The organism is Streptomyces sp. NPDC048604 (assembly GCF_043199435.1).
GTDB lineage: Bacteria > Actinomycetota > Actinomycetes > Streptomycetales > Streptomycetaceae > Streptomyces.
The window spans coordinates 262,664-275,021 of sequence record NZ_JBICVX010000012.1 but is presented as its reverse complement, the minus strand read 5'-3'; the positions used below and the strand labels follow the sequence as shown (position 1 = coordinate 275,021).

Here is a 12,358-nt window from a genome sequence, read left to right as displayed (position 1 = left end):
GGGGATGCCAGGGCCTGCCGCTCCTCTTCACGGCCGTCAGCCCGCGACCAGTTCCTCGAACAGACGCCTGAGGTGTTCGTCGGGGCCGACGCCCAGTTCGCTGCGGTGGACGTGGACGGCCGTCCGGTACGCCTCGGCCAGGCTTCCGCGTTCGCCCAGCGCGTGGTGCGCCCGCATCCGCAGGGCCCAGCTGCGGCCCCGCAGCGGCGAGACGGCGAGCAGTTCGTTGACGTCCCGCAGCGCCGCCCTGGGCTCGCCGAGCCGCAAGTAGGCGCCGGCCAGGTCCTCCACGGCACGCATCCGCTCCTCCTCCAGGTGGCCCAGCCAACCGGTCAGGGGACCGTGACGAGGGACGCCCACCGCGGCCCGGTCCCCGTCCCACAGGGCCAGCGCCGAGGCGAGCAGTCCTTCGGCGCCGGCGCTGTCGCCGGCGCTCAGCGCCGCCCGCCCGTCGGCGGCGCGGCCGAGGAACACCAGGTGGTCGCAGCGCTCGGCCTCGACCTCCAGGACGTAACCGCCGCTTGCGCCCACAAGGCGCGCATCGCGATTCAGGCTCCGGCGCAGGATGCTGGCGTGTGTGCGGACGTTGGCCACCGCGGACTGTGGCGGCTCGCCGTCCCAGAGCGCTTCGATCAGCCGGTCCACGGTCACGGTGCGGTTCGCCTGCAGCAGCAGCGTGACCAGCAGGGCGCGTGCCTTGCCGCCCGCGATGTCCGCCGCCGCGCTCCCGGGCCGGCCGTCGTCCTGGCGAACCCGCCCCAGCATGCGAAACGCCGCTTCCACGCCACTCCCCGGGTCCGCCGGACGCGCGGGCGCGGTCCGGTCGGCTTGAACCATGCATCGGGTGACGCGGACTTAGCAAGAGACTTGCATTGTTTTGCAGAAAAGTCTTGCAGCCCAACGGGTGTGACGAAGTGTCAGTCGCGGTGGGCCGTCATGTGTCGCAGCACCACGCCGAGCACCCGGTCCGCAGGGACGGCTCCCATCTGGCGCGAGTCCGTGCTGGCCGCCGCGTTGTCGCCGAGGACCGCCAGCGTCCCGTCCGGGAGGGCGCCGTGCCGGCCGGAGCAGGCGGCGGGCCAGGGCTGCCCCGGGAGCGCCGCCAGGCGTTTGACCATCCACCGCCGCCGCTCCGGCGGCTCGTCCAGGTCCGGCCAGGACCACTCGGGCCGGGCCGCGGGCGGCACGGGGCACTCCACCACGACGAGGTCCCCGACGGACAGGCCGGCGGCGTGACAGCGCCGGACCAGCACCTCGTCCCCGTCGTTCAGGGTGGGCGCCATGCTGGATCCGTCGACGGTCACGACGAGAAGGCGCCGCCGCACCCGGTGCACCAGCCCTGCGGCCGCCAGCGCGGCGAGCAGTGCGGCGACCGCCGCGGGGATCACGGCGGGGATCACCGCGCCGCCGTCGGCGCGTCGGCGTATCCCTCGGCCTGCCTGCGGAACAGTTCCGCGTAGCGCCCCTCTGCGCGCATGAGCCGGTCGTGGTCGCCCTGTTCGACGACCGCGCCGCCGCGCAGGACGACGATGAGATCGGCGCCGCGCACCGCGCTGAGGCGGTGCGAGACGAGGAGGCTGGTGCGGCCCGCGCGGTGGGCGAGGAGCGACTGGTGGATCTCGTGCTCGGCCTCGGGGTCGAGTCCCGAGCTCGGCTCGTCGAGGATCAGCAGATCGGCGTCCCGGCGCAGCAGTCCGCGCGCAAGCCCGACCCGCTGCCATTGGCCGCCGGACAGCTCCACGCCGTCGTCGTCGACGCCGTCGTCGGCGAAGGTCCGCGACAGCATGGTGTCGTAGCCGCGGGGCAGCGCGGTGAGCGTGTCGTCCATGCCCGCGCGTGCCGCGGCGTCGCGGATCCGGCCTCTGTCGCCGACGTGCGTCACGTCCCCCAGCCCGATGTTCTCGCCCGCCGACAGGTCGTAGCGCATGAAGTCCTGGAAGATGCCGCTCATCCGGCCGCGCAGTTCCTCCGGGGACAGTTCGCGGATGTCCGTGCCGTCCCACCGGACCGATCCGCGCACGGGGTCGTAGAACCGGCACAAAAGCTTGACGAGGGTGCTCTTGCCCGCGCCGTTGTCCCCGACCAGCGCCACCGTGCCGCCCGCCGGGATCGTGAGATTCACCCCGCGCAGCACCCAGTCGTGCCGGTCGGAGTAGCGGAACCACACGTCGCGCAGCTCCACACCCCCCGTCAGCGGCCCCACTGGGAGGGGACGCTTCGGCACCGGGAGGTCGGGGGGCTGCGTGGTCACCTCCAGGTAGTGCCCGAAGAGAAGCAGGTGCTGATGGGCGACGGCGGTCATGATCGCGATGCCGGCGAGTCCGCCCTGCACCGCGGCGACGCCGGAGAGCAGCAACGCCACGTCCCCGACGCTGAGTTCGCCGCCGGCGACCGCGCCGACGGCCCACACGAGCCCGCCCGCCGCGGTCGCGGCGGCCGCGAGCGCGGGAACCGTCTGCGCAAGCGCCGCACGCCGGTCCAGTGCGCTGTGCGTGGCGTTGATGGCCTTGCGGTCGCGGCGCATCTTGTCGCGCAGGTGGTCGCCGATGCCGAACAGGCGTATCTCCTTGGCGGTCTGCACGCTGCCGAGCAGAAACCCGTAGAACGACTCGCGCCGTTCCAGCGGACTGACGGTCAGGGCCGTGCCGACGCGGGCCCGCGCGAGCCGGACCTCCGTGAGCAGCGCCGGCACCGCGGAGAGCAGGACGGCGGCGGCGAGCCACAGGTTCAGCAGCACCAGCGCCACCGAGAAACCGGCGATCGTGACGGCGGTCCTGGCGAGCCCGACGACACTGGAGACGATCTGCGGCGGGGTGTCCTGACCGCACTGCTGCGCCAGTCGCAGCCGGTCCAGCGCCGCCGGGTCCTCGAACCGCCCCAGTCCGGTCAGGGCGTTGACGGCCGCGTACAGCCGGTCCTGGGCCATCAGGCCGACCTGCCTGCCGAGTTCGGCGCGCAGCAGCTGCGTGACGTGGGGCAGCACGGACGCGGCGACGCCGACGCCGGCGAGAGCGAGCGCGGGCAGAAGCACCGGCGGTGTTCCGCCGCCCGGGACGGTCAGCGCGTCGAGGACCGTCTTGGTCAGCCAGGCGGCGAGCACCGGAAGTGCGGCCTCCACCACTGCCGTCAGCAGCACCCCGGCCACCGCCCCGGGTGCGGCCCGTACGGCCAGGGCGGACACGGCGCGCAGGGCGGAGGCCCGGCGGCCCGCACGGCTCACGCCGCCCGCGACGCGGCTCACGCGACGCCCGCCGGGCGGCGCGCGCCGAGCGCCGTCAGGTCGCCGCCCATCTCGTGGATCCGGCCCCCGGCGTCGACCGCGCACACCGCGGGGAAGCCCCGGACGCCGCAGGCCTCCGACACCGTACGGGCCTGATCTCCGGCGACGACCGTGGCGACGCGTTCCAGCTCCCGCACGTACTGCCGTGCCTCGTCGGCGTCCTCGCCCGGCATGACCACGGCCAGGACCTGCTCGGCCGGAAGGCCCGCGTCCTTCACCGCCTCGGTGAACCGCGGCAGGAGCGCGGTGCAGGGCGGACAGCCGGGCGAGAAGAACGCCAGGACGGTGCCCGGCGCCAGGCCGGCGCGGCTGACGCGGGCGCCGGAAGCGGCGGTGACGGTGAAGTCGTCCACCTCGCCGGACACCGTCGCCGGGCTGTCGGCACGGGCCCGCGCCATGGCGCGCAGCCGCCGGACGATCCCGTAGGTGAGAACCAGGTTGAACAGGCACAACACTGTCAGCAGCCCGGTAAGGGCGTCCGACGCATCCATGAGACCTCCTAGAGACCGGCGTTGGCGCTGGTCGCGGCCGGCTCGTCGGCAGGCGCGAACAGCTCGAGAAGGTCGTCGAGGGTGACGACCAGCACCGCCGCGGCGGCCCCCGCCGCGGCGGCGAGCAGCGCGGGCGCCCCCGCGATGGGGGCGTCCGGCCGCAGGAGCGCGGCGGCCGCAGCCGCCAGCAGCAGGACGTTGCGGACGACGTGGCGGCGCCCGAAGGGTGTCGCCGCACCCCCGAAGCACCGGCAGGAAGCGCTGACCCCCCGCCGCACGGTCCGGGCGACGGCGAACGTGAGCACCGCGAGCAGCCCGAGAGCGAGCCAGAGGCCCGCCCGGACCGACGGGCCAAAGGCCAGCAGCACCACGACCGCGCACTCGGCGGCGAGTACCGCCACGCCCGTGGCGGGCGCGAGCGCGGGCGGCAGGAGCCGCAGCGCAGCAACGCTGTCCAGATAGGCGGCGAACGCCGTGCGCCGACGAAGCTTGCCTCCCGCCGACACCAGAAACACGCACCCGAGCAGCACCCGCCCGGCCGTTGCGGCATACGCCGGAAAGTCCACTGATCCCACACCCGCCCCTTCCTTCCGCGGCTTCGCACGGTAGGCATGCGGCATACAGGATCCGTCCCGGCCGACGAAGATCGGACGTGTGCGCCCGGGCCGTAGTTTTCCGCTCGGCCCGGCCGCACCCGGCGGCCGGCGACGCAAAGGAGACCGTGATGAGCAAGCTGCAGCGCCTCGCCGACCGGCTGGCGGGCACGGTGGCGCCGAAGATGACGGCCCAGGCCACGTGGTGGACCGATACCAAGTGCGTGTACGTCCCGTTCTGCTCCCGCGGCCAGCTCTACACCAACCGATGCTGGGACAGCTCCTTCTGCGAAGGCTGGAAGAACACCGGCCGCTGCTGCTGACGACCGGCGCACAAGAGGGCGGTACGGGCGCGGAGGCCTGTACCGCCCCTGCCCGACCAGACCGAACAGCCCAGGAACCTCACGCGCACCCGACGGCCGGGACCGCCCCCTTGCCGGTACCGACGAGACAGAGGAACACCCGCCACGCGGAGGCGTGTTCCGATGGCGTGCCCTGAAGGTCGGCGATCATACGGTGCCTGCCCCTGGACACGCGCGACCGGCCGGCGAAGGTCCGGCCTTGAGCACCCGCTCCTCGCTCCCCGCTCCCAGACGGGCCTCGCACCGGCGCGACCGGCGCGATCAACCGGGCTGCCGGACCGCCTCCGCCAACGCAGTGAGAATGCGCCTGGTCTTGCTCTCGGAATCCCAGCCTCGACCGGATCGCGACCGACCTCGACAAATGGCTGGCCGCCCGCAACCTGAAGCGCGATTTGGGCGAAGGCCGCCTCCCCGACCGAGTTCCCTCGACCTCGGCGGCGGGGTTGCCACATGCTCGTGGGGCGGCCGGCTGTACCTCAGGGCGAGGGCGCGCCGCCGGAAAACGACGGGATATCGGCCAGGCCACCGACCGTGTAGGTGTCGTAGATCTCGAGGATGTCCTCCTCGGCATCGAGCAGGACATCGGGAGACACACGGCACACCAGTGCCGACAACTGAGCCAGTGCGGTCAGCCCCGGCCCATTGCCTCGCCCTGCCAGGGGGCTCGCGTGTGCCCATTCGTCACGGAGTTGCGCCAGGCAGTCGCGCCGCGAGCGTTCCTCCGGCACCTCCGAACGGTCGTCCGAGACGTGCCAGAGCCCCTCTGTGGGAATCGGCCGGCAGGCGCGCACAACACGGCGACGCAACTCCGGCTCCATCCCCTCCCAGGACTCCGGCAGGACCAGGCCGTCCAATGCATCCGCGGCCAGCGCCTCCGCCTCCTCCAGCCGGTCAGCCGCCAGGCCGACCGCTGTGAGCGCGTAGGGAGGTTCCCTGTGCCATACGAACGCGTAGACGATCTCTGAACCGGTCATCCGATGCACATCTCTGTATATCCGAAGCAGCACTGGAAGAGCCACGCGATGGTGCAGCTGCTCAAGTTCGCCGACAGCCCGATGAAGCAGGACGACACGGTGATGGCACTCGCCCGGATGGGGGTGCTGAACGCCGTGACGTACGGGGGGGGGTGCCAGCACGCCAGGAATCTGCCGGTCCCGTCGGCAGGTCGCTACCGCCATGCGTCGGAAGCAGGAGAGGGAGGCGGGCAGACGGCGCGTGGACCCCGGAAGCCTCGACGCCGGGGCCCTGGGTGCGTGGCTCCCGCCACAACAGTCCGGGACCGGGCCGGCCTTCGTGCCCGTCGATCGTGGCCGGATCGGCAAACGCCCTCGTGTCCTGCGCGGTCACGCGCGGGAACAACGGCACCTGGGAAGGTGCTCTGGCCACTTGCCTTGCCCGGCGCTGAATTACCGGCCGATCGCGCTCTGAGCTACGGGAAGGTCAGCGCGCCGTGGCCTGCTGTTCGGCGCGGGCGCGGGCGCGGGCGCGGGTGGACGCGAGGCGGTAGGAGTCGGTGCCGGACTCGATGATGTTGCCGCGCAAGGGTGTGGCGGTCGACGATGCCGCGCAGAGGCAAGGATCAGTGCAGGTCTTGGTCCAGTCGGAGAACGACTCGTTCTGGCGATGGCCACGCTGCTCTTCTCCTCGCGCTCGGTCAGAACCTGGAGGGCGAGCATCGGCCCGAGGTGGTCGATGATCCGGTCCGCCGCAGACTTGGCTGGACGGCGTCCGACCTGTGGGCCATGTCCCGGCCCGACCCAACGGGTCGGGACATGGCCCGGGTACGCGTCAGAGAATGCGCCAGGCGACGGCGTAGGGCTGGGCGAACCGGGTGATCCGGTGGGCCCTGACGACGACCTCGGCCTCTCCGGCGGGTACGTCGTGCCAGCGGACCTGCTCGACGTTGTTGACGCGGTCGAAACCGAGACCCGTGCCCATGTTCCCGTGGCGTTCCTGACCGCCCGTGCGGACGATCAGGTCGAGGTCGTTCTGCAGGGCCGCCCCCGGGGGGTCCGTCCACACGAGGGTCACCTTCAGCGTGCGGGCCGCTCCCTGCGGAACGGTGATGAGGAAGGCACGCTCCTCGCCCTGGTCCAGGTCCTTGGCGTCGGTGAAGCCCGCCCGGCCGGCGTCGGTCGGCAGGACGACGGCACGCTGGAGGTTGACGAGGCCGAAGCCGGAGTTGTTGTTCGGTGAGGGGCCCGCCTCGCTGGGCACGTACTGGCCGGGCAGTTCGTCGGCGCCGTTGATCAGCATGGCCTTGATGAGTGCGGCGCTGGGCTTCGGGGTGCCGTTCTTCACGAGCGTCTCGCGCAGCACGGCCACACAGCCGGCCACCAGCGGGGTGGCCATGCTGGTACCGCTGATGAACGAGAACGCGGGGTCCGCGGAGACACCGAAGTCCGTGATCTCCGGCGCCACCCGGGATCGCGCGGACAGGATCGACGTGCCGGGGGCGACGACATCGGGCTTGAAGCGTCCCTCCTGGGACGGGCCCCGGCTGCTGAAGGCAGCCATCCCTCCGGGATTGTCCGCCATCTTGTCGCCGTTGATCGGCGGGGCCGGCCACCGGAGCTGCCCGCCCCTCATCTGACCGTACGTCTTGACGATCTCGGGCCGGTCGCCCTCGCTGGCTCCCACGGTGATGACGTTCTTGGCTGCGGTCTCCCCGCTGACGGACCGCATGTTGATGCGCCCGTCCCCGTCCCGGTCCGTGCCGTCGTTGCCCGCGGCGAAGAGGATGACGAATTCCTTGTTGTCCCAGACCATCCGATCGGCTTCGTTCGCCGCCCGGTTGTAGGGCAGCCCCGGAGTGACCGGGCCCCACGAATTGGTGTGGATCCGCGCCCCGTCCTCCAGGAACGGCGGTTCGAACAGATTGCGGAGGTTGCGCGGGATGCCGCTGAGAAAGCCGTCCTCGTCCATCACGGACTGCAGGACCAGTCGTGCCTCGGGAGCCGTTCCGGTGACGGACTCGCCCATGGACTCCGACGTGCCGTCGCCGAGGACCGAGCCGGCCACATGGGTGCCGTGCCCGTCGGGGTCGTCCGTCCGCGCGGGGCTCGTACGGCCCAGGGCGACGAGCCGCTTGACCCGGCCGGTGAAGGCGGGGTGGACATTGGTGGTCATGCCCTTGTCGAAGCCGGTGTCGGCGACGCACACGATCTGGCCCTCGCCCCGGAACTTCGTCCCGTTGAGCGACACGTGAGCGTGCATGACGGCGCCCGCCTTGGTGTTGTACAGAACCCGCTCGGGGACCTCCTCGATCTCCTTCACTTCGTCGAGCGAGGCAAGGGCGGGCAGGTCCTCCTCACGGATCGTGACGCGCACCTTGTCGGTGTCGGGCTCTACGTCGCCGTGGCTGACTCCGGCCGCCGCCGCGATCCGGTCCCGCAGTCCGTCCGCGCTCATGTCGACGTCCTCGTGCAGGACGACATCGACGACGCGGGGCCGGGGACTCGTACCGTTCAGGGGCCCGGCCAGTTCCGCGACGCCCGAGCGCATCCGGGTCGAGCGGAGCGACTGGCCGATCTTGAAACCCTTGAGGTACACGTCCGCCCAGGCCACGAAGGGCAGCGCGCGTACGGCGTCGAGATCGCTCGGCCGGTAGCCGCACAGATAGGTGTCGTCCGGAACGTACTCCTGGATCACCACTCCGAGCTCGGAGAGTTGTTCCTTCTCCTCGGGAGTGGGTGGGTGAGTGGTCTGCACGAGCACATAGTTGGACGCGGAGGCGTCCTCGGACACCAACGATGCGGCGACCATCTCCTCGGACTGGAGCAGTGGGTCCACCGTCACGCCGTTGATGGTGATACGGGCCATGCCGAACTCCCGGAGGGTGTGGGGACGCTGCAGGGCGCGCGTCGGGCAGCCGTGGCGCGCCCCGGCTGCCCGAGCCGACACCCACATGGCCGAAGCCCGTCTGGACCGATGGCACGCCGGGCTGCGTGGTTCTTCCGTTCGGCGAAAACGCTAGGCGGGTGCCTGTCCACCTGCATGCCAAGCCCGCCCGAAGGCCCCCATCCGGGCTCGGAATTGCTCCGGGAGGGCGCTCGACGACCGCGTCGGCCCGGGCCTCCAGGGCTGCGCGGGGCCCACTCCGCGCCGGTCCGGACGGACGTACCGGGCTGGGCAGTGCCGTAGCTGCAACCACACTGCCCACCCCGGGGTCTCAGGCCGCCTCCGGCATGGCGTGTTCCTGCTCGCGGGCGTCGCGGGCGTGATCGTCGACGAGCGGGTCGCCCCTTGCGGTCGGTCGTCGGCTCACCGTTCGCTCCCGCTGCGGCCCCACTTGATCGGGTACGACACCGTCGGCGCCGGCCGCGGAGCCGGTTTTGTTCCATCCCGCCACGGGATCGGGTACTTCACCGCAGGAGTGGAGCGGGTAGCAGGCTTGGGCCAGCCGGGCCACTTGATCGGATACGTCACCTGGGACGAGGTCCGCGGGCCGGGTAACCGCTCGGTGCTCGCCCCGCTGCCCGCCGACGTACCGGTGTTCCCGAACACCGCCACGGCCATCACGATCCCCACAGCGATCGCCGTCTGACGCGCCGTCCCCGCCGGCGCCCGCCAATGTCCTCGGACCACTGTCCCGTCGCTCTTCGTGTACTCCCTGATGAACGGCACGTCGCAGACCCCTCCCTGGTTCGTGTTGCGCCTCCCTGCGCAACCGCCCCATCCAAGCACCCGCCACTGACAACCCGTCACCCCGCAATCACCACTCGTGATCCTCGGGGGCTGAGAGAAGCAGGGTTCGGCCGCGGTGGGTATCAGGAATGCCGGTGTCAGGCCCAGCAGGCGCCGATTCACCCTTGCGAGGGTCGGGACTGACGCAGGCGGGATGGCTGCCGGTTGCCGAGTCAACGCGGGGCGCACCAGGATCGCCCGGCCGGATCGGCGTGAAACCCCCGGTGCGGACTCGGAGGCCACGGTGTTCGGCGGTGTCGGGAACCGTGTCACGCCAGGTCGTTCCCGTCCGCGGATCCCTGCCGGGCGAACGGGTGAAATGGTGCGTGTCCTGGGGCTGGACGGGGGGAGGCGGCATGTGGGTCGCAAAGGCTGGACACGGCGCCGCGTGATCCACGCTGACGTCGTTCGACCGATCTGCCGTGCTTTGGGAAAGGTGAGGGAACCGGGCGATGGACCTGTTGCCGGTCGAGATCAAGGTCAACGTGGAGGGTGACGTGGCGACGGCGCTGGCGGCCTTGGGGGCGGGTGGCGCTGACACGAGAACGCGTCGGATCTGGTTCGCCGAGGACCGCGACGGCGTCGCCCTGGGGCGATTGTCACTGCTGGAGGGCGGTGTGATCGTGCGGCTCAGGATCGGTGGCGGTGGTCCGGACGAGCTGACCGTCAAGCTGCGTCCTTGCGTGCGGGAGCAGCTCGTCGGGCGGTTCTCCGCGCCCTTCGAGTCGGGGCCGCTCACCTACGGCATCGAGGAGGACTGGTCGGCGAGCGGCCGTGTGCACGCAGCCTCTCTGGTGCACGACCACCCGCCGGGGGCACTGCTGGACGCAGTGGAGCCTGGAGCCGATCCCTCCGCGCTGATCGACGAGGTGCAAGACCAGTTCGTGGACGCCTGCGCTCCCGCCGCCCGACTCGACGGGATGGTGGCGCTGGGCCCGGTCTTGTCGACCAAGGTCCGCGACGTTTCGATCGGGGACCTGGAGGTGGACCTGGAGGCGTGGTCGGCCGCAGGACTGGACTTCCTGGAGGCCTCGATCCGGGTCAAGCCCAAGAACAGCGAAGATGCGGACGAGTTCTCGGCTCGGGCCGAGCGCAAGCAGCGAGCCCTGACGGAGGCTGTGCAGGAACACGGGTTGGCGGTCTCCGAGCATTCCGAGAACAAGACCAAGCGCATCCTCACCGCCTTGGCGGAGGCGGCCCGGCAGTCCGGTTGATCGCGCCGGTCGCCCGCCGTGACGCCCGTCTTGATTTGACGGACGTCCCGACTGTCTCCGACGCAGAGGGCCAACCGCTGGCCTCCGTGATCTCCGGTGAGGCCCCTGCGGTCGTCTCCGGTCCCTGGGACGTCGAGGAGATCGAAGGAACAAGGGAGAAGCGCGTGGGAAGAAAGCACGGTCACGACCGGTGGGACAAGGGATGAGCGGGTCGGGTGGTAGTCGGCCGCGCCGGCTGTTCGTCCTGCGGCACGCCAAGAGCGCCTGGCCGGAGGGCGTTGCCGACCAGGACCGTCCCCTCGGCCCGCGCGGGCTGCGCGACGCCCCGGCCGCCGGGCGCTATCTGGCGGAGACTGGCGGGCTTCCCGACCTCGTCCTGTGCTCCCCGGCCCGGCGCGCCCGCCACACCTGGGAGTTGGCCGCCGCGGAGCTGGGCAGCCCCGTGCCGACCCGCCACGACCCACGGCTGTACGGGGCGGACGTCCCAGAGCTGCTCGATGTCCTCCACGGTGTACCCGACGAGGTCTCGGCCTTGGTCCTGGTCGGTCACAACCCGGGCCTCGAAGACCTGATCCTGCTGCTCGCGGCCAGAGCGGTCGGGGACGCCCTGGAGCGTGTACGGGCCAAGTTCCCGACCTCTGCGATCGCCGTCCTGACCTGCTACGGCACCTGGTCGGGCCTCCGCCCGGGCGAGGCGATCCTGACGGACCTGACGATTCCCCGCGGAGGCCGCGACTCGTCCTGAGCGACGGCACGTCGCCGGAGCCGGCGACAGATTCGTGAACGGAGGATCGGGGTGTCCGAAGGCCAACTGGTCGTAAGAGGCAGGTGGATGCACCGAGGCGAGTCGCGAAAGCTCGTCCTGCGCATTGTCGTCGTACTCCAGAAGAAGCACGAGCAGCGGGCGTGAGCCGAGCGCGTTCCTGCCCAGCACCCGCATGGATGCGTGTCCGAACTCAGCGAGTTGTGGGTGCCATGAGAACCAGCCCTGGGGGCGGTGGATTCACTCGACCGGCACAAGAGGCTCGGTAGCGTCTCAGGGACCGGCCTATGCGGCTCTACGAGCCGATATCGAGCGTCCTTCGCACTCCAACAGGAGGCACCGGACCGGCCCCCGACCACCCAACAAGTCGTGGACAGCGCCTCTCGCTTCGGCATCTTGAGCCTGGTGATGTGTGCGTCGCGTGCGAGCCCACTCTCGTGGAGTCTCTGCGCCTCGACGCCGACCTCCTGCGGCTCCTCCGCCTCCGGGATGCCCTGCGAGGTCGCGGACGCCAGAGCCTTGCCTGCAGCAGCACCGCCTCCGGCGGCGCCGCACGTCATTTTGAAAGAGCCACCACAGCAGTCCGGTCCGACTGGCCGGACGCAAGGGGCCAGGACATGTCCTGAGAGGTCCGGGGCTTTGGCTCGGTGGACGTTCCTGAATCTGGACCGGCGTGCCGGGCTTCCGATTCGGGCTGTGGCGCTCGGGCGAGGTAGGGGGCCGTGGCGGGGGCGGCTGTTGCTGGGGGTGGTCCGTCAGGTGGGCGAACCCGGGGAGAGCGAGGTCGTGGGGACTCGGCCAGTGAGCGGCTGCGCGCGCCGATCAGGACGACGAGACTTGGCGCGTCGATGTGACTACGCTCAGGAACGGCGGCCACGCCGCGGGGCTTCGCGAGCGGCACGCGCCGGGCCAGACCGCCGATCGGGCCGTGTTGGCCTCCCGCATTCGGCTTTCCTTGCAACCTGCCTC

At 71.4% G+C, this 12,358-nt stretch carries 12 protein-coding genes and 1 pseudogene; 4 read left to right on the top strand and 9 right to left on the bottom strand.

Annotation, left to right across the window (positions count from 1 at the left end; translation table 11 throughout):
* Positions 1-36 precede the first annotated feature (36 nt).
* From ACGFMM_RS25070 to ACGFMM_RS25050, 5 genes are all read right to left on the bottom strand, one after another.
* Positions 37-783, bottom strand: coding sequence for a BTAD domain-containing putative transcriptional regulator (locus ACGFMM_RS25070; protein WP_393648666.1), 747 nt, complete (start codon positions 781-783; stop codon positions 37-39).
* A gap of 134 nt (positions 784-917) precedes the next feature.
* Positions 918-1,400: a S26 family signal peptidase gene (locus ACGFMM_RS25065; protein WP_393648665.1), complete on the bottom strand. Its 483-nt coding sequence runs from the start codon at positions 1,398-1,400 to the stop codon at positions 918-920.
* Positions 1,397-3,241: an ABC transporter ATP-binding protein gene (locus ACGFMM_RS25060; RefSeq protein ID WP_393648664.1), complete on the bottom strand. Its 1,845-nt coding sequence runs from the start codon at positions 3,239-3,241 to the stop codon at positions 1,397-1,399. The genes ACGFMM_RS25065 and ACGFMM_RS25060 overlap by 4 nt, the downstream gene beginning before the upstream one ends.
* Positions 3,238-3,771: a TlpA disulfide reductase family protein gene (locus ACGFMM_RS25055; protein ID WP_393648663.1), complete on the bottom strand. Its 534-nt coding sequence runs from the start codon at positions 3,769-3,771 to the stop codon at positions 3,238-3,240. Before ACGFMM_RS25055 ends, ACGFMM_RS25060 begins: the two co-directional genes overlap by 4 nt.
* An 8-nt stretch (positions 3,772-3,779) precedes the next feature.
* On the bottom strand, positions 3,780-4,346 hold the full coding sequence (locus ACGFMM_RS25050) for a MauE/DoxX family redox-associated membrane protein (RefSeq protein ID WP_393648662.1): 567 nt from the start codon (positions 4,344-4,346) through the stop codon (positions 3,780-3,782).
* Between the two features lie 149 nt (positions 4,347-4,495).
* On the opposite strand from ACGFMM_RS25050, the gene ACGFMM_RS25045 reads away from it, so the two are divergent.
* On the top strand, positions 4,496-4,687 hold the full coding sequence (locus ACGFMM_RS25045; protein ID WP_393648661.1) for a hypothetical protein: 192 nt from the start codon (positions 4,496-4,498) through the stop codon (positions 4,685-4,687).
* Between the two features lie 515 nt (positions 4,688-5,202).
* Here ACGFMM_RS25045 and ACGFMM_RS25040 read toward each other — a convergent pair.
* From ACGFMM_RS25040 to ACGFMM_RS25025, 4 genes and pseudogenes are all read right to left on the bottom strand, one after another.
* Positions 5,203-5,700, bottom strand: a complete 498-nt coding sequence (locus ACGFMM_RS25040; RefSeq protein WP_393648660.1) for a hypothetical protein — start codon at positions 5,698-5,700, stop codon at positions 5,203-5,205.
* Between the two features lie 466 nt (positions 5,701-6,166).
* Positions 6,167-6,268: an ATPase gene (locus tag ACGFMM_RS25035; protein ID WP_393648659.1), complete on the bottom strand. Its 102-nt coding sequence runs from the start codon at positions 6,266-6,268 to the stop codon at positions 6,167-6,169.
* Positions 6,269-6,324: 56 nt separating this feature from the next.
* Positions 6,325-6,444, bottom strand: a pseudogene (locus ACGFMM_RS25030) (IS5/IS1182 family transposase); the annotation flags it as partial.
* 70 nt (positions 6,445-6,514) lie between these two features.
* On the bottom strand, positions 6,515-8,548 hold the full coding sequence (locus tag ACGFMM_RS25025) for a S8 family serine peptidase (RefSeq protein WP_393648658.1): 2,034 nt from the start codon (positions 8,546-8,548) through the stop codon (positions 6,515-6,517).
* 589 nt (positions 8,549-9,137) lie between these two features.
* On the opposite strand from ACGFMM_RS25025, the gene ACGFMM_RS25020 reads away from it, so the two are divergent.
* From ACGFMM_RS25020 to ACGFMM_RS25010, 3 genes are all read left to right on the top strand, one after another.
* Entirely contained in the window at positions 9,138-9,272 is a 135-nt protein-coding gene (locus ACGFMM_RS25020; RefSeq protein ID WP_393648657.1) for a hypothetical protein, read from the top strand.
* A 592-nt stretch (positions 9,273-9,864) separates the two neighbouring features.
* Complete coding sequence (locus tag ACGFMM_RS25015; protein ID WP_393648656.1) at positions 9,865-10,626, top strand: hypothetical protein; 762 nt, start codon at positions 9,865-9,867, stop codon at positions 10,624-10,626.
* A gap of 202 nt (positions 10,627-10,828) precedes the next feature.
* Complete coding sequence (locus tag ACGFMM_RS25010) at positions 10,829-11,371, top strand: SixA phosphatase family protein (RefSeq protein ID WP_393648655.1); 543 nt, start codon at positions 10,829-10,831, stop codon at positions 11,369-11,371.
* Positions 11,372-12,358 lie beyond the last annotated feature (987 nt).

What these genes read in the sequence shown, in the direction of transcription:
- ACGFMM_RS25025 (WP_393648658.1), bottom strand. Translation starts at nt 8,548, where the DNA reads ATGGCCCGTATCACCATCAACGGCGTGACGGTGGACCCACTGCTCCAG.
- ACGFMM_RS25015 (WP_393648656.1), top strand. Translation starts at nt 9,865, where the DNA reads ATGGACCTGTTGCCGGTCGAGATCAAGGTCAACGTGGAGGGTGACGTG.
- ACGFMM_RS25045 (WP_393648661.1), top strand. Translation starts at nt 4,496, where the DNA reads ATGAGCAAGCTGCAGCGCCTCGCCGACCGGCTGGCGGGCACGGTGGCG.
- ACGFMM_RS25040 (WP_393648660.1), bottom strand. Translation starts at nt 5,700, where the DNA reads ATGACCGGTTCAGAGATCGTCTACGCGTTCGTATGGCACAGGGAACCT.
- ACGFMM_RS25010 (WP_393648655.1), top strand. Translation starts at nt 10,829, where the DNA reads ATGAGCGGGTCGGGTGGTAGTCGGCCGCGCCGGCTGTTCGTCCTGCGG.
- ACGFMM_RS25055 (WP_393648663.1), bottom strand. Translation starts at nt 3,771, where the DNA reads ATGGATGCGTCGGACGCCCTTACCGGGCTGCTGACAGTGTTGTGCCTG.